Here is a 16,910-nt window from a genome sequence, read left to right as displayed (position 1 = left end):
ATTACCCATTCATCAATGCGCAAAATCCATCTCATAATTTCCCTTTATCCTTTCTATCGGAGGATTGAAATAGCCGAATTTCAAATCGGGAAACTCTTCATGGATGAGTGACATGAGTTGTTTTACACCTATGCATTCTCCTGTTTCATAAGCGCCAATTTTGCCCATATACCAGTCGGGATCTATATTAAAATTACGCCACTGAATCATGTTCAAACCTGTATCCTTTATCAGTTTCCTCAGTGCTTCATACTCTTCAACGCTGTCGGTCATACCGGGAAATACAAAATAGTTAATGGATGTCCAACCGCCATAACTGCGTACCACTTTCAGGCTCTCTACAATATCTTCAAAAACATAATTGTTAGGCCGGTAATACGGTTCATAAATATGCTTACGGGCCGAATTGGTGCTTACTCTTATACTGTTTAGTCCCGCTTCACATAGCGCTTTTACAGCAGCAGGTTTTGAGCCATTGGTATTAATATTGATGCTTCCGTTGGGCGTATGCCGGCGTATTTCAGCAATAGCTTTGCTTATGGTTTCCCACATCAGCAGAGGTTCTCCTTCACAGCCCTGTCCAAAACTCACCAAAGGAAATGGCGCTGTTTGCAGATGCGGTACGGTAAACTCTACAATTTCTTCCGGTGTAGGTTTAAAAGTGAGCCGGTCCTGCGTAGAAGGTATACTTTCTTCCTGCGGCTGAAAGGATATACAGCCAATACAATTAGCGTTGCATGCCGGTGATGAAGGAACCGGACATTCCCATCTTCCTATAAAATAATTCCTGGCGGCGGGACAATGATAGGTAAGGCAGCAGGTTTCTGCCAGGTGTTTTACCAAACGGTTATGCGGGTAAGCCTGTAATAAATTGCTGACCCCCTGGTGAATAAGCCCATCATCATAACCGCTGCACTCCTGCCTTATATCCTGTTCAATACGTACTGCAGGAACGTAGAACTGATCGTTAAGCCATGCGGCGGCCGTATAACAAAATAAAGGCAGCACCGGCGCATCAGCCTGCGTTTCGTATGCCGCAAGATATAAGCCGGTATGCGCGGGCGGAATAAAAGCGGCTACAGCCCATCCTTTTTCACATAAGCGCATTTCGCCCGACTGCACGTCTATACCAATGCCCCGGCGCCCGGGCAGTTCGTATAATGAACCGCCATCAGGCAAGGCTATCCAGTCTTCTACCGGTACCGCCAATGCGTCCCAGCCGGTTCGGCCAACAGCATACAATGAAGTATCTTCAAAAATAGCTCCATTACCATTGGAATATAAAACATAAGGTGATTGCTGCAAAACTGCCATCTTTTTTACGCCTCTTTTTTTGACTGGTTAAGACTGAAAAGACTATCCACAAATTCGTGTTTATCAAATACCAAAAGATCCTGCATCCTTTCTCCCACACCAATGAATTTTACCGGAATTTGAAAATGATTGGCGATAGATAATACTACACCCCCTTTGGCCGTGCCATCCAATTTAGTAATAGTAAGCGCGGTAACTTCGGTGGCCGCTGTAAAATGCTTTGCCTGCTCCAAAGCATTTTGTCCTGTTGAGCCATCCAGTACCAGCATTACTTCGTGGGGCGCTTCGGGAATTACTTTTTGTATTACCCGCTTTATTTTGCTCAGCTCTTCCATGAGATGCGCCTTATTGTGCAAACGCCCTGCGGTATCAATCAGTATCACATCAACGCCTTTTGCCACACCGCTGATTACGGTATCATAAGCCACGGCCGCAGGATCGCTGCCCATCGCTTTTTTTACAATAGGCACGCCTACCCTGTCGCTCCATATCGTTAACTGGTCAACAGCGGCTGCCCTGAACGTATCAGCGGCGCCCAGCAAAACAGATTTTCCGGCCATTTTAAAATTATGTGCCAGCTTACCAATAGTGGTGGTTTTACCTACACCGTTTACGCCCACCACCAATATCACGTAAGGCTTAGCAGGCAGCCCGGAATTGAATCCATAGGCGTTCTTTTCCGGTACGGCAACCAGTATGGCTTCAATTTCCTGCTGTAAAATGGTATTCAGCTCGGCTGTATTAAGGTATTTATCTTTAGCTACCCGCGCCTCTATGCGTTCAATTATTTTTACCGTGGTATCTAATCCCACATCAGCCGTTATCAATGCTTCTTCCAGTTCATCTAATACTTCTTCGTCTACCGTATTCTTGCCCGCAATAGCTTTTGTTATTTTAGAGAAAAAATTTTCTTTCGTTTTTTGCAGACCTTCATCAAGACTCTCCTTTTCTTTTTTCCCGAATAACTTTCCAAAAAATCCCATATGATTAATTTAGTACCATCAACAATAAAATGCCTGCTACCATTAACGCAGCTAAACTTCCATTTTTACACGTAACGAATAATAATATAATAAAGGTACCACCATTCTTCCTTCCGCTACCTGTTGTACCCTGCACCCTGCAATCCTGTCCCTTCTAATAATATAAATCCAACCGCATCAAAAAATCATCCTGCTGCATAGCTTTACCGTAACTAAACAAGGCGGTTTCATATACAACAAAACCCGCTTTCTGATAAAACTGGATGGCTTTGTTATTATGCTGCCATACCTGGAGCCATATCATATCAAATTTTTCCCGAATTGCTACCTGTTTGCATTTTTCCATTATTTCCTTACCCACTTTAAATCCCTGGTATTCCTTTACAACATATATCCGCTCAATTTCGATGGCGTTTTTATCCGGCAATCCTTTTGCTATCCTGTCGTAACGCATCCTGGTAAAAGCCACCGGCTCATTGCTCATGAATCCAATATAAAAGCAGGCCCTGGGATTATTCAACTCCTCCCCGATCTTTTCAGCAGAAAGTTTCTTTTCTATATACTCCTGTACGGCAGCATTGCTACTTATTTCTGAATAGGTTTCCGTGAAGGTTCTTCTTCCCAATTCTACAATAACAGCACAATCTTCGTTTGTAGCTTTTCGTATATGAATACTATTATCCATTCAATTACTTAAAATAACAAAAGCCATCGCGACAAATATCGTGACAGCTTTATACGCTCTTAAAAATTATTCAATTATTTCTGAGCCAGGAATTCTTTAATTTTATCCTTATGCACGATAGCTTCTTTAAAAGTATACGCGCCGGATTTAGGGCTACGCACCGCACGTACCACTTTAGTCCAGTTCTTTGCGTCGGCCACAGATTTTTGATCTTTTGATTTTATAGCGGTTTTAGCTGCTTTTGCCATGATTCTGTTTTGAACTTTTTAAATTAACCTGCACATGCGTGAAATTGTATAAGTGTCTCACCATGCATAATGTTGATTACTTGATCTCTTTGTGAACGGTAACCTTTTTTAAAATAGGATTTAGCTTTTTCAACTCCAGGCGTTCCGGAGTATTCTTTTTATTCTTAGTGGTAATGTAACGGCTGGTTCCTGCCTGACCACTGTTTTTGTGTTCAGTACACTCCAGAATGACCTGTACCCTGTTACCTTTCTTAGCCATTGCTTATAAATTTTAAATTGTTATCAGATTTTTTCTCCCTGCGCCCTCAGTTCCTTTACTACACTATACAGTCCTTTTTTATTGATGGTTCTCAACCCTTCGGTAGAGGTTTTCAGGATTATCCACCTGTCTTCTTCAGCCAGGAAAAAACGCTTCGTTTGCAGATTAGGTAAAAACCTGCGCTTTGTTTTAATATTGGAATGCGATACGCGATTTCCTGTGATGGGAACTTTACCGGTAACCTGACATACTCTGGCCATAATCCTATTTTTTTTGGGACGGCAAAGTTCCGTAAAATATCATTACTATCAAAAAAGATTTTACTTCTTTCAGCGTTATGCTACCGGAGTAATGCATTATAGCCTGTTTGGCCTGGTAATTGCCTGCCAGAAAGCGCTCTAAACCAGTATCCATGAAGCCATTTTTAATAACAGTAACGCTGGTATTGTATGCAGCAGTTAGTAAGAGCCAGTGTGCCTCCTCTGCAGATATGATACCGGCAGACAGCCTGATCATTTGCGCCCATACCACCTACACCCTTACATTACCCGGCGGGCCGGGCGTTTCCTATACCTGGTCAACCGGGGAAACCACCAACAGCATTAACATCAATCAATCGGGAAAATACTGGGTTAGCCTGGCAAATGCCGTTTGCCCGCCTGTAACAGATACCGTTACCATACTTTTTAACTCCCTGATACAGCAGCCATCTGTTAAAGATACTCTTCTATGCCTTAACCAACCTGCCCCTTCGCTCATTGCATGGGGAGAAAAATTAATGTGGTACAGCTCTCCCACAGCCACTGCCGGCAGCCCGGTAGCGCCTGTTCCTTCTACCGCCGATACGGGAATGGCGTATTATTATGTTTCACAAACCATACTGGGATGCGAAAGCCCCCGTGCCAGGTTAACTGTTGAAGTAATTGAAAAACCGGCTTTTGATCTGGGCGAAAATATTGTGATCCCCTGCGGAATTAAAGGAGTGGTGTTGCAAACCGTGGAACAAAAGTATACCAGCTATACATGGCAAAACGGCAGCACAGCGCCGGAATTTCTGGCCACAGCAGCCGGAAGCTATATATTAAAAGCCCATAATATTTGCGGATCCTTTGCAGATACCGTACAAACCGTGCTTTGTAATACCCGCTGCGTAAATTTTCCTAATGCGTTTACACCCAATAATGACGGATTGAATGATACTTTTAAACCAGGTGCTTTTTGCCCGGTTACTACTTACAGTTTTATGATTTACGACCGTTTTGGCAAAAAAGTATTTGAGTCTAAGCATCCATCCTTAGGATGGGATGGTAAAATAAACGGCAAAAAGGCCGATATGGGTACCTACGTTTACTACTGCATTTACGATGATTTTATGCTGAAACGGGAATTATTGCTGAAAGGAACGGTAACATTGATCAGGTAGTAGTCAATAATTCTGTAAGAAAGACGGATACATTTTTACTAGGCGATTCCCTGTTTATAGGCGTGAGTTATATAGAAGGATCAAAAAAGATACGTTTAAATTATTCTGATAAAAAATTTATATATGACTAAGTAAAAACAGGAACATAGGTTTCACACAGGTTTTAAGCAACACACTACAGGTTTTTCTTTGTGTACTATGTGTTTATGTGGTAATCTTTTCAAAACATAAACCATAACAAACTTATTTTTATTTCCGAACATCCACAGGAAGCAATGCTACAATTTGAAAGTATTCGTGCAATTGCCAGGCTTTTTTCAATCACTTAAACGTTTTCTACCTGCTTAACTTACTTCACTAAGGCTTACATTTGTGCCTTAAACGCACAGGCAGCAATGATTGAAGAAAAAGGGCTCAACTTTATTGAGGATATTATTGAAGAAGACCTGAAAAATGGTAAATACAGGCAAATTATTACCCGCTTTCCACCGGAACCTAATGGCTATCTCCATATCGGGCACGCTTCCAGCATTTGCCTCAACTTTGGATTAACAAAAAAATACGGCGGATATACCAACCTGCGTTTTGACGATACCAACCCCGTTACGGAGGAAACCGAATACGTGGATAGTATAAAAGAAGATGTTAGATGGCTGGGCTTTGAATGGAAAAATGAACTGTATGCTTCCGATTACTTTGATACGCTTTACCAGTTTGCCATTGACCTTATAAAAAAAGGACTGGCTTATGTAGACGACAGCAGCTCCGAAGCCATTGCCGTTTTAAAAGGAACACCTACCGAACCGGGGAAAAACAGCGCCTACCGCGACCGCACTGTTCAGGAAAACCTGGAATTATTTGAGCAGATGAAAAACGGTGAATTTAAAGACGGGAGTAAAACGCTCAGGGCTAAAATTGATATGGCGCATAGCAATATGCTCATGCGCGATCCTGTATTATACCGCATTAAGCATGCTCACCATCACCGCACAGGCGATAAATGGTGCATTTACCCGATGTATGATTTTGCCCACGGGCAAAGCGACAGTATTGAAGAAGTTACCCATTCTGTTTGTACGCTTGAGTTTGTGCCGCACCGGGAACTGTATGACTGGCTGATTGAAAAATTAGAGATCTTTCCTTCCAAACAATATGAATTCGCCCGCCGCAACCTTACCTATACCATTACAAGCAAACGGAAATTGCTGCAACTAGTAAATGAAAACCATGTAACCGGATGGGATGATCCCCGCATGACAACCATTAGCGGTATGCGCCGCAGGGGATTTACTCCTGAAAGCATTCGCGATTTTTGCACCCGGATAGGTGTAGCTAAAAGAGAGAACCTGGTGGATATGAGCCTGCTGGAATATTGCGTAAGAGAACACCTGAATAAGATTGCCATTCGCCGCATGGCAGTGCTGGACCCGGTAAAATTAATAATAACCAATTATCCTGCAGATCAAACGGAAGAAGTATACAGCGAAAACAACCCTGAAGCGGAAAATAACGGGGGAACAAGACCGGTTATATTTTCGGGAGCGCTGTGGATAGAGCGGGAAGACTTTATGGAAATACCGGCAAAAAAATGGTTCAGGCTTGCCCCTGGCGCTATGGTGCGGCTGAAAAGCGCCTACATCATAAAATGCGAAGAATGCGTAAAGGATAGCGCCGGCAATATTACAGCTATACATTGCACCTATATTCCCGAAAGCAAAAGTGGCAACGATGTGTCGGGCATACGTGTTAAAGGAACCATTCATTGGGTAAGCGTGGCACATGCGGCAAAAGCTGAAGTAAGACTGTATGACAGGCTGTTTACCATAGAAAACCCTGCTGTGGAAGATGGTGATTTTACCTCCCATATCAATCCCGCCTCTTTGCAGGTTATAAAAGCGGCATATATTGAAGCTTCCCTGAAAACGGCAGGGAAAGGAGAGAAATTTCAATTTATACGCAAGGGATATTTTACAGCTGATAAAGATTCCACACCCGAACACCTGGTGTTTAACAGAACGGTTACTTTAAAAGATACCTGGGCTAAAGAGAGTAAAAAATAAGCGGTATCATTTTTAAAGATACAGTACGTCTACCAGCTTCAGGTGGCTGCTGAATGTATATATACGCGGCGCGCCAGTTGGAATATTAACATTAGCAATATGCTCCGGGCTTATTTTTTCGAGATACATCATCAACGCCCTTAAACTATTGCCATGCGCCACTACCAGTATATTTTTATCGGCTATTAATAAGGGTTCTATTTCCTGCTGGTAAAAGGGTATAACCCTGGCGGCGGTTTCCTTTAAGCTCTCACCACCCGGCGGTTGTAAATCATAGCTCCTGCGCCATAACTCCACCTGCTTTGCACCATACTTGTCTGCTACTTCGGCTTTATTCAATCCCTGCAGCGTTCCGTAATCCCGTTCATTGAAAGCGCTGTTCTTAATAACGGGCAATTGCATTTGTTCAATTTCACCCAAAATAATGGTAAGCGTTTCTTCAGCTCTTTCCAGCAAAGAGGTAAAAGCATGATCAAAAACGATGTTTTTAAGCTTTTTTCCTGCCACACGCGCTTCTTCCCGTCCCAGCGCCGTAAGCGGCACATCTTTATTACCTGTAAACCTGTTTTCCAGGTTCCATTGCGATTGTCCGTGTCGTACAATTACCAGTAAAGGCATGAGTTAATGAATTGAAATGAAAGAATGCTTTTATTCAGTTTACTAAGGCAGCAGGAGCAGAAAGATACAAAAACTATTAAGAATGAAAGCGATTGGGTGTAAGGTATCAGGTATCAGGTGAGTTACTGACGATAGAATAAATATTCCTTTCTGCTCATGGCTGACAGCCTTCTCTGAATTTCGAAATTCTGGCTTCGGGTTTTATAATTTGTGGTTGCATTTTGCTTCGGATTTAGGATTTCAGGCTTTGAATCTGAAATTTACCTGCCCTGTTTTAGTTAGCCATATCATTATTATATCGTAGAAAAGGCTTAATATTATCTTTGCCTATTCATTTTATTGGCGAAAAATAATTGCAATGCAGGAAGATGTACTTATCCAAATCAGTAATAAAATTAAGGAAACCCGGAAAACACAAAAAAAAACGGTACAGGAACTTGCTACCAAAGCCCAGGTGAGCAAGGGCCTTATATCACAGATAGAAAATAACCGTACGGTGCCTTCATTACCGGTTTTGATGAACATTGTGCTGGCGCTGAATATTGACCTGAAAGATTTTTTTGAAGATATCAGTCACAACAAAGAAGGACAACAAAAAATTATTATCAAAACAGCCGCCAGCTACCAGGCGTTTGAAAAAGAACCGGCCAAAGGTTTTAAGTACAAAAGAATATTAACCCGTAATATGGACGCGGGTCCTGTTGATACCATTTTGCTTGAACTCAAAAAAGGAGCGCGGCGTACCCAAATGATCAAAACCGATGCGTATGAATACAAATACATTATCAAAGGCAGGGTAGAGTACCAGATTGAAGAGGAAAAATATGTGCTGGAAGAAGGAGACTCCCTTTTCTTTGATGGCAGGCTTTCGCATAAGCCCGCCAATATCGGCAATACGGACGCCCTGATGCTGGTTATTTATTTCTTCCTCACCAGCAATAAAGACTAATGCTTGGCATATCCTCCGTCAAACCCGTTTCCCGTAATTTTATAATGCAATAAAACATAATACAGGCAATATTCAATAAAATGTTTAATTTTGCTATATCTTTATTTAGTATTTATAAACATTTTATATGCCTATTTCCACTGCACCTTTTACGGTTAACGGCACTACTTATAGCCCTCCGTTCAAACCCATTGTTGTAATTTGTATTGATGGCTCCGCAGATGAATACCTGGATATTACGGCTGCACATGGCCGGCTGCCCCATCTTCAGCAAATGAGCAAAACGGGTTTTCGCGGAATGGTTCGTGGCGCTCTGCCTTCTTTTACCAATGTAAATAATTCTTCTATCGTAACGGGTGTTTCGCCTGCGGTACACGGTATAAGCGGTAACTTTTTTTATGATGTTGCCAAAGACGAGGAAGTAATGATGAATTCTTCCGAATACCTGCGTGCGGAAACCATTCTTGCAGCAGCCGCTAATGCGGGGCGCAAAGTGGCCGTGGTAACGGCAAAAGAAAAGCTCCGCGATATTCTCTCCTATAAATTAAACGGCATAGCCTTTTCGGCCGAAAAGGCCAACCTGGCAAAAAAAGAAACCCATGGTTTAGACGATGCGGAAAAAATAATAGGTTACCCAACGCCGGCTATTTATAGCGGAGACGCAAGCTTATTTGTATTGCGCGCCGGTGTGGCGCTGATACAAAAGGGTCTGGCAGACTTCCTTTACCTGTCGCTCACCGATTATATGCAGCACACCTACGCCCCCGAAGCCGAAGCCTCGCTGGCATTTTATGAACAGATGGATGCGGAGATAGGCAAACTGCTGGCAACCGGCGCTATTGTTGGCGCAACCGCCGATCATGGCATGAACGCCAAGGTAAAAGCGAACGGACAACCTAATGTATTATTTGTGGAAGATATGCTGGAAGCGGAGTTTGGTGATGGCTTCCGCGTTATTTGCCCTATTACCGACCCCTATGTTAAGCATCATGGCGCCCTGGGATCCTATGTGGTAGTACACATCAATGATAAGGAAAAAACAAGCGTGGTAAAAAACTGGTTATCATTACAGCCAGGCATAACCGAAGTGCACGATAAAACCACTGCTACCCGTTTGCTGGAGCAGCCTGAGGATCGTACGGGAGACCTGGTAGTGCTATCTGCCAGGGATGTGGTACTCGGCCGCCGGCCGCAATACCACGACCTTTCTGCGCTGGACGGAACACTGCGTTCGCACGGAGGAAGATACGAAGAAATGGTTCCCCTGATCATTTCCCACCCCCTGAATGCCGCATACCGCATGAAAGCATGGGGTGACCCCAGGAATTTTAATGTATTTGATTTTACCATCAATGGCACCCGATAATTAACGATTAAACCACATGATATGACAATGACCTGTTATGTTGCAGGAACGCCTGTACAAAGCGATTCTATTCTTGAAGTGAAAAGCCCTTATGATAATCGTGTAGTGGGCACCGTTACATTAGCGAACGCCTCCCATGTGGAGCAGGCAATACAAGCGGGCCTGAAAGGAGGAAAAGCGCTTACGCGGTACGACCGCTTCAGCATACTGGATAAGGCAAGGCAATTGCTGATGGCGCGAAAAGATCAATTTGCCCAAACCATCAGCGCTGAATCGGGACTGGCTATACGCGAAGCGAATTATGAAACCGGCCGGGCGCATGATGTGCTGTTGTTTGCGGCAATGGAAAGTTTAAAGGATGATGGCCAGATATTCTCCTGCGATATTTCCCCGCAGGGAAAGGCAAGAAAAATATTTACCCTGCGCGAGCCCCTGGCGCTGGCAGCCTGTATTACCCCATTTAATCATCCGCTTAACCAGGTGGTGCATAAACTGGCGCCCGCCCTGGCTGTTGGTACGCCGGTAATTTTAAAACCTTCCGAAAAAACACCCCTCACGGCCATACTGCTTACCGAACTACTGTATGAAGCCGGGTTGCCGCATTATATGCTCAGCACCCTGCTCGGACCAACCGGCGAAATAGCCGAACCGCTCGTAAAAGATCCGCGCATTGATATTGTTTCCTTTACCGGAAGCGTGGCCGTGGGTAAGCGCATTGCCGCTTCCGTGGGATACAAAAAAGTAATACTGGAACTGGGTGGAAATGATCCGCTGATCATTATGGAAGACGCAGACATGGATACGGCCGTTCACCTGGCCGCCGAAGGATCATTTCGTAACAGCGGACAGCGCTGCACCGCGGTTAAACGTATACTGATACATGAAAAAATAAAGGACGCGTTCCTTGAAAAATTTCTGCTAAAAGCCAAAACATACCATTGCGGCGATCCTGCCGATCCGGAAACACGGGTTGGAACGGTGATTGACGAACCCGCCGCCATTTACTTAGAAAGTGTGGTGAACAAGGCCGTGGCACAGGGTGCAAAAGTATTGCTTGGCGGAAAACGCAGGGGCGCGCTATTAGAGCCTACTGTTATTGATAATGTGCCGCGCGATGCCCAAATGGTCGTGCATGAATCTTTTGGCCCACTGGCGCCCATCTTAACTTTTAAAGATATAGATGATGCTATCGCACTATCTAATTCTACGGCTTACGGATTGTCGTCCGGCATTGTAACCCATAATATGGATTATGCGCTCCGTTTTATAAAAGAATTAAAAGTAGGCACGGTAAACATTAATGAAGTACCGGGTTACCGTATAGAAAGTTCTCCTTTCGGAGGCATAAAAGATTCGGGACTGGGTATAAAAGAAGGCGTAATTGAAGCCATGAAATGTTTTACGTACGTAAAAACTTTTTCATTACCCTGGTAATTTATATAAGTGAAAGGAATGGCATAGGTAAAGAAGAGGTTGTCTCAAAAGGGCTAGTATAGAAGATATGCCACAAAGACCCTAAGGCACGAAGAAAATAAAACCTGAAGATCAGGACTTTGTGCCTTAGAGTCTTTGTGGTAAAATATTACTTTTTAGACAACCCTTCCTGCTTATAACAAACTACTTTGACCTTACTATTGCGTTGTGGCTGATAATATTATTTACAATACTCACGGTTTCGTTAAGATAAATATCCGACTTCAGATTTTTAAGCCATTGCTGCTGCCGCTCCAGCTTCGATTCATCGTTTGAAAACCTGGTAATATCCGATGGCAGCAATTCTACCGGGTTGGCTTTATCAGTTTTTGTGAGCTTATCAATTCGCTTAACAATATCTCTTATCTGCTTCTGCTCTTCCTGGTATTTTTTAAGGTTAAGCGTGTATACCTTATCGTTCAAGTCAGAAAGCAACTGGGTATTTGCCTTGATTTGTTCAAAAACACTGTCAGTTTTTATCCTTCCTTCTTCTGTTGTTTTAATAGTAGAAATGTCTGCACCATTACTCCAGGGCGTGTATTTTGCCTTTGCTATCTCATCCCATTGCAACGCGTCAGGATTGTCTTTTTCACGATACTGAAGATATTCAAACTGATCGGGCAGCACAATATCCGGGGTTACTCCTTTTAGTTGCGTTGAACCGCCGTTGATCCTGTAAAACTTTTGTAAGGTCAGCTTTACTGTTCCGAGGTTGGCAGATGCGTCATCGTCACTGGAGGCCAAAAGCCCGCCGCGACCGCCATCCAATCCTATATTTCTTTGAACCGTACCCTTGCCATAGGTAGACGTGCTGCCTATAATAACGCCCCGCTTGTAATCCTGTATAGCCGCCGCAAAGATTTCAGAAGCGGAGGCGCTGAATTCATTTACCATAACTGCAAGCGGCCCATCGTATAAAACACCTTTATCTTTATCGCGCAAAACCGATGGAACTCCCTGCCTGTCTTTTACCTGCACAACCGGCCCTTCATCAATAAACAGACCCACCATCTGTATCACATCAAACAAAGACCCACCGCCATTATTGCGCAGATCCATAATAATGCCGTCTATATGCTCCGCTTTCAGCTTTTGAATTTCTTTAGCTACATCTTCGGCAGACTTTGCCCCATTGGGCCGCTCCCAATCCGCATAAAACTCGGGAAGATAGATATACCCTATCTTTCTTGATCCTTCGTTAACAATAGCGCTCCTGGCAAAAGTTTCATCCAGCACAATCTCATCTCTTATCAGCGAAACCACTTTTGTGGTGCCATCTGTTTTTTTTAATGTTAATCTTACTTCCGTGCCCTTCTTTCCGCGTATAATCTTAACCGCGTCTTCCGTATCGTAGCCCGCCATATCCTGCGGTTCTTCATTACCCTGCCCTACTTTAGTAATGATATCGCCAACCTGGATCTGACCCGATTTCCATGCAGGACTTCCTGCCACTAAAGTCATGATTTTGATATTGCCTTCTTCCTGCCGCAGCGAAGCGCCAATACCATAAAACCTTCCGCTCATCTGCTCGTCAAAAGATCTTTTTTCAATGGGAGGAAAGAAAGTGGTATGCGGATCCATGCAGGAGGTAATGGTATTCACAAATTCATTGAACCGGTCTTCTTCGGTAAATTTATTTCTCAGCCTTTCTGCTATACGGTTAGTAGATTGAAGTACTTTTTCCCTCGCTTCCCTCTCCATCTCCGCATTTGTTTTGAACTTGTACTCTTTCTGCCCCTTGTTTTTTTCGTTATTAGCAAGAAGGTCCGCATATCTCACCAGCACCTGGTATTTTAACCGTTTACGCCAAATATCCATGCGTTCTTTTTCAGTAGCGGGAAAATCCATTTTTGACTTGTCGTCAACCAGCGTTTCATCCGCATCGAAATGAAAAGGTTTATCCAGTATTTCCTTGTAGGAAGCCAAATATTCCAGTAATCTTTTGGCATATATATCACTAATGGCCTGGAAAGATTGCAATGGAGAACCGTGAATTTCATCATCAATCTTATCTTCAAACTGCTTCAGTTGCGCTATATCCGACCTTAAAAATATTTGCTTTTCGGGATCAATCGCTTCAAGGTATTTGGAAAACACTTCTTTTGAAAAGGCGTCATCAATTTTTTTAGGGCTGTAATGTCCCTGTTCAAGCATTACACCTACCTGTCTTAAAATTTTTTCATACCTGGTAGCAGGAGGATTACCCAAACCTATGGTTTGAAATGCCACGAAAATACCCGCAACAAAAATAACCAGTACTACTGGCAAAGATTTTTTATTAAACATAAGCTTCAACACTTTTTGCATAATCAAAAATAACGGAAATAAAACATTTATGTTGCCGGTTACACAAATGAATTAGCCAAGGATTTGTAAAATATATATGAAGGGTAAAAAGTTGTTGCCCTGCGATGAAGATATTTTCAAAGACTGGTTGCTGCAATAAAATAAAAGCGGCATATATATGCCGCTTTTATTTGAAATACTATGGGTGGCTAATGGGACTCGAACCCACGACCCTCAGAACCACAATCTGATGCTCTAACCAAGCTGAGCTATAGCCACCGTTTTACCGGCTGCAAAAATAGAAGAAAAATACATGCATGCAAAATTTGAATAGCGTCATTTCTGATTTTAATGTGTTTGGTGAACTCCGGGTCATTGCCTGCATTAAAAAAGGCTCAAAAAAGCCGGGAATGCAACAGGGAAAAATAGCTTTAACGTTCATTAACGTAAATCGCCTGTCAACACCCTCTTATAAGCCTATTTTTGCCGCTGATACCAATGTAATGAAGCTTCGTCATAATAAGTTGAATTTTGAACTTCAAAAACCAGCAGATCATTGATATAATGAAATTTTATTGTATTGAATGAAAACTGCACATTAAAAGCACAATCACAATGAGATTTTTTCTACCTTTTTTATTTTGTACTCTTTCGGTCAGTTTATTTGCCCAGCAACCCCAGCGCAGCGGGAATCGTGGCGCACAGGGAACGGGAATGATGAGTACAGGCAGGTTTTACGGTAAAGTTGTTGATGCAGCTACCAATAAAGGCATTGACGCGGCGTCTGTTCTGCTTATCCAGTCCAGACCAGACTCTTCAGGCAAAAAAAAGGATGTTACTATTGGCGGACAGCTTACCACATCCAAAGGAGAGTTCAGCATGGAGAATCTTCCTGCTATGGGCCAGTTTCGCCTTACAGTAACGGCTATCGGGTATACGCCTGTTGAAAAAACCGTGCAGTTCGATCCACGGAATCCGGATAAAGACCTGGGCAATATAAAATTAGAAGCAGACATACAGCAGCTGGGCGAAGTAACCATAGTGGCTACAAAACCCATGTTCCAGATGGGTGTTGACAGAAAAATCTTCAATGTAGATAAAAACATTACTACTACAGGACAAACCGCCACGGAAATTATGAAGAATGTACCGGGCGTTAACGTTGATATTGACGGCAACGTTACTTTGCGCAATGCGGCGCCTACTATATTTGTTGACGGCCGACCCACTACATTAACATTGGACCAGATTCCTGCAGATGCTATAGAAAGCGTTGAAATCATTACCAATCCTTCCGCTAAATTTGACGCTTCGGGCGGAACCGCCGGCATATTGAATGTGGTGCTTAAAAAGAACCGCAAAGCGGGGTACAACGGAAGCGTAAGGGCTGGTATTGATTCGAGAGGAAAAATAAACCTTGGCGGCGATATTAATGTGAAGCAGGGAAAGTTCAATTTCTTTCTTGGATTAAATTTGAACCAGCGTAAAAGCCTTAGTGAAGGCAATACCTACCGAGAAAATATGTACAGCAACAAATTACAAAATACCATTCTTAACCAATCCAGCAATTCAACCAATACCGGGCATTTCTTATTTGGCAGAATAGGATTCGATTACCTGATGGATAACCGCAATTCATTTACGCTGTCTATGGCCTTACCCAACGGACAGTTTAACAGTAATCAAACCGATAAAATACATGTGGATACCATGTCTTCGCCGGTAAAAACACAGGATGCCATAAGAACAACCATAAATAAACGCAACTTCAAAAACTTTGGGCCGGCACTGGGGTATAAGCATTTGTTTCCAAAACAGGGACGCGAACTTACCGCCGATTTTAATTACAATACCAGTTCCAATTCGGGCAGCGGCAATTATACCACGCAATATTATAACAGCGATGGAAGTATTTTAGGCGATCCTGCCCTGCAGCGGCTCATCTCTTCGGGGAGCAGTACCTACTGGACCATTCAGTCTGACTACACCAGCCCCATTGGAAAAGGAAAGTTTGAAAGTGGTTTACGCGCCGCGGTAAGAGATAATAAAAACATTAATGAAAACGCCGCTTTTAATTACGCCCTCAACCAGTTTATCGTTATTCCTTCCGCAAGCACCAATTATAAATACAACGACCAGGTATATGCGGCTTACTCCACTTATTCTAATAAATTAGGAGAAAAACTTTCGTACCAGTTGGGATTAAGAGCGGAAAGCTCACAATATAAAGGCACTTTAATCAGCACCGGTGAAACCTTTTCCAATAACTACCCAATAGAGTTTTTCCCCAGTGTGTTCATAACGCAAACCTTAAGTCCGGGGCAGGATCTGCAGTTGAATTATTCCCGTCGTATTAACCGGCCTAATTTCTGGCAGCAGATACCTTATTATGACGTATCTGACCTGCTGAATATAAGCGTTGGCAACCCCGGGCTGAAGCCCGAATTCACCAATTCCTTTGAGTTAAACTACAGCAAATCGCTGGGCGGCGGGCACAGCCTGCTCACTTCTGTATATTTCAAACAAACCAACAATCTTATTACCCGCTATCAAAGCAGGCAATACGATGTTCCTTTACCGGATGGCAAATTGGATTCGGCTATGGTTGTTTCCTATATTAATGCCAACTCAAGCCGGTCATACGGCTTAGAACTTACTTCTAAAAACCCGCTTGCCAAATGGGCGGATGTAACCACTAATCTTAATTTTTATAACGCCCGGATTGATAACAGTGGCCTGGACAAGGCTTTAGGGGTAAACGACCGCTGGGCTTTCTTTGGTAAAATGAATTTTAATTTCAAACTCCCGGCCAATTTCACTATACAACTTTCGGGCGATTATCAATCCCGTACGCTGGTACCCCAGGGCGGTGGCGGACGCGGTGGCTTCTTTGGCGGCTCCAACGGCGCTGCACAGGGCTATATTAATCCAAATTACGGAGTAGACATTGCTTTACGCAAAGAATTTATGAAAGATAAAAAAGCGGCCATTACGCTTAGTGCAAATGATATTTTTAAAACCCGGATATATGATTCTCATTCAGAGAACAGTGTATTTATCCAGGATATGTGGAGAAAAAGAGACGGACGTATATTCAGGCTTAACTTCTCTTACCGTTTCGGCAAGTTTGATGTATCGCTTTTCAAACGTAAAAACAACAGAACAGGAAGCGATGGCGGGGATGATATGATGCAGTAGCCATGTATTTATATGAAAAACCGGCATGCAGTAAAGCCATTGCGTTTA

General features: G+C 43.1%; 16 protein-coding genes and 1 tRNA gene. 7 read left to right on the top strand and 10 right to left on the bottom strand.

All coding sequences use genetic code 11. From position 1 onward, the window contains the following. Positions 1-12: 12 nt before the first annotated feature. The 7 genes from VL121_RS19300 to VL121_RS19270 form a co-directional block, all read right to left on the bottom strand. A complete protein-coding gene (locus tag VL121_RS19300) occupies positions 13-1,314 on the bottom strand; it encodes a radical SAM family protein (protein WP_325408247.1) in 1,302 nt (433 codons plus the stop codon). A 5-nt stretch (positions 1,315-1,319) separates the two neighbouring features. Beyond that, complete coding sequence (gene ftsY / locus VL121_RS19295; RefSeq protein ID WP_325408246.1) at positions 1,320-2,297, bottom strand: signal recognition particle-docking protein FtsY; 978 nt, start codon at positions 2,295-2,297, stop codon at positions 1,320-1,322. Between the two features lie 154 nt (positions 2,298-2,451). Beyond that, a complete protein-coding gene (locus VL121_RS19290; protein WP_325408245.1) occupies positions 2,452-2,982 on the bottom strand; it encodes a GNAT family N-acetyltransferase in 531 nt (176 codons plus the stop codon). 74 nt (positions 2,983-3,056) lie between these two features. Next, positions 3,057-3,230 (bottom strand): DUF4295 family protein, encoded by a 174-nt coding sequence (locus VL121_RS19285; protein WP_324553841.1) that lies wholly within the window; start codon positions 3,228-3,230, stop codon positions 3,057-3,059. A gap of 76 nt (positions 3,231-3,306) precedes the next feature. Next, positions 3,307-3,489: a 50S ribosomal protein L33 gene (gene rpmG, locus VL121_RS19280; RefSeq protein WP_152267330.1), complete on the bottom strand. Its 183-nt coding sequence runs from the start codon at positions 3,487-3,489 to the stop codon at positions 3,307-3,309. 23 nt (positions 3,490-3,512) lie between these two features. Next, entirely contained in the window at positions 3,513-3,749 is a 237-nt protein-coding gene (rpmB, locus tag VL121_RS19275; protein ID WP_325408244.1) for a 50S ribosomal protein L28, read from the bottom strand. A gap of 4 nt (positions 3,750-3,753) precedes the next feature. Beyond that, a complete protein-coding gene (locus tag VL121_RS19270) occupies positions 3,754-3,903 on the bottom strand; it encodes a hypothetical protein (protein ID WP_325408243.1) in 150 nt (49 codons plus the stop codon). Here VL121_RS19270 and VL121_RS19265 point away from each other — a divergent pair. Continuing rightward, positions 3,902-4,912 (top strand): T9SS type B sorting domain-containing protein, encoded by a 1,011-nt coding sequence (locus VL121_RS19265; RefSeq protein WP_325408242.1) that lies wholly within the window; start codon positions 3,902-3,904, stop codon positions 4,910-4,912. The genes VL121_RS19270 and VL121_RS19265 overlap by 2 nt on opposite strands. Before the next feature lie 395 nt (positions 4,913-5,307). Continuing rightward, positions 5,308-6,972 carry a glutamine--tRNA ligase/YqeY domain fusion protein gene (locus VL121_RS19260; protein WP_325408241.1) on the top strand — a complete coding sequence of 555 codons (1,665 nt, stop codon included), beginning with the start codon at positions 5,308-5,310 and terminating at the stop codon, positions 6,970-6,972. A gap of 12 nt (positions 6,973-6,984) precedes the next feature. Here VL121_RS19260 and VL121_RS19255 read toward each other — a convergent pair whose 3' ends face one another. Continuing rightward, positions 6,985-7,590, bottom strand: a complete 606-nt coding sequence (locus VL121_RS19255; protein WP_325408240.1) for a 2,3-bisphosphoglycerate-dependent phosphoglycerate mutase — start codon at positions 7,588-7,590, stop codon at positions 6,985-6,987. A 358-nt stretch (positions 7,591-7,948) separates the two neighbouring features. Here VL121_RS19255 and VL121_RS19250 point away from each other — a divergent pair, with 358 nt between their 5' ends. The 3 genes from VL121_RS19250 to phnY all read left to right on the top strand — a co-directional run bounded on the left by VL121_RS19250 (position 7,949) and on the right by phnY (position 11,339). Further along, entirely contained in the window at positions 7,949-8,539 is a 591-nt protein-coding gene (locus tag VL121_RS19250) for a helix-turn-helix domain-containing protein (RefSeq protein WP_325408239.1), read from the top strand. 127 nt (positions 8,540-8,666) lie between these two features. Further along, positions 8,667-9,905: a phosphonoacetate hydrolase gene (phnA, locus tag VL121_RS19245; protein WP_325408238.1), complete on the top strand. Its 1,239-nt coding sequence runs from the start codon at positions 8,667-8,669 to the stop codon at positions 9,903-9,905. A gap of 21 nt (positions 9,906-9,926) precedes the next feature. Further along, the gene (phnY, locus tag VL121_RS19240; protein ID WP_325408237.1) at positions 9,927-11,339 is read left to right on the top strand and encodes a phosphonoacetaldehyde dehydrogenase; all 1,413 of its coding nucleotides are present in this window, start codon (positions 9,927-9,929) and stop codon (positions 11,337-11,339) included. Positions 11,340-11,522: 183 nt separating this feature from the next. Here phnY and VL121_RS19235 read toward each other — a convergent pair whose 3' ends face one another. Together VL121_RS19235 and VL121_RS19230 are read right to left on the bottom strand one after the other, a co-directional pair. Continuing rightward, entirely contained in the window at positions 11,523-13,664 is a 2,142-nt protein-coding gene (locus VL121_RS19235; protein WP_325408236.1) for a carboxy terminal-processing peptidase, read from the bottom strand. Positions 13,665-13,868: 204 nt separating this feature from the next. Then, a tRNA-His gene (locus VL121_RS19230) sits at positions 13,869-13,943 on the bottom strand. 38 nt (positions 13,944-13,981) lie between these two features. Between VL121_RS19230 and VL121_RS19225 the strand changes: the two genes are divergently transcribed. Together VL121_RS19225 and VL121_RS19220 are read left to right on the top strand one after the other, a co-directional pair. Beyond that, positions 13,982-14,224 (top strand): hypothetical protein, encoded by a 243-nt coding sequence (locus VL121_RS19225; protein ID WP_325408235.1) that lies wholly within the window; start codon positions 13,982-13,984, stop codon positions 14,222-14,224. A gap of 55 nt (positions 14,225-14,279) precedes the next feature. Next, positions 14,280-16,862 (top strand): TonB-dependent receptor, encoded by a 2,583-nt coding sequence (locus tag VL121_RS19220; RefSeq protein ID WP_325408234.1) that lies wholly within the window; start codon positions 14,280-14,282, stop codon positions 16,860-16,862. Positions 16,863-16,910: the final 48 nt, after the last annotated feature.

Source organism: Agriterribacter sp., from assembly GCF_035497235.1.
In the GTDB taxonomy this organism is placed as follows: domain Bacteria; phylum Bacteroidota; class Bacteroidia; order Chitinophagales; family Chitinophagaceae; genus Agriterribacter.
This window is presented reverse-complemented; position numbering and strand designations above follow the sequence as displayed.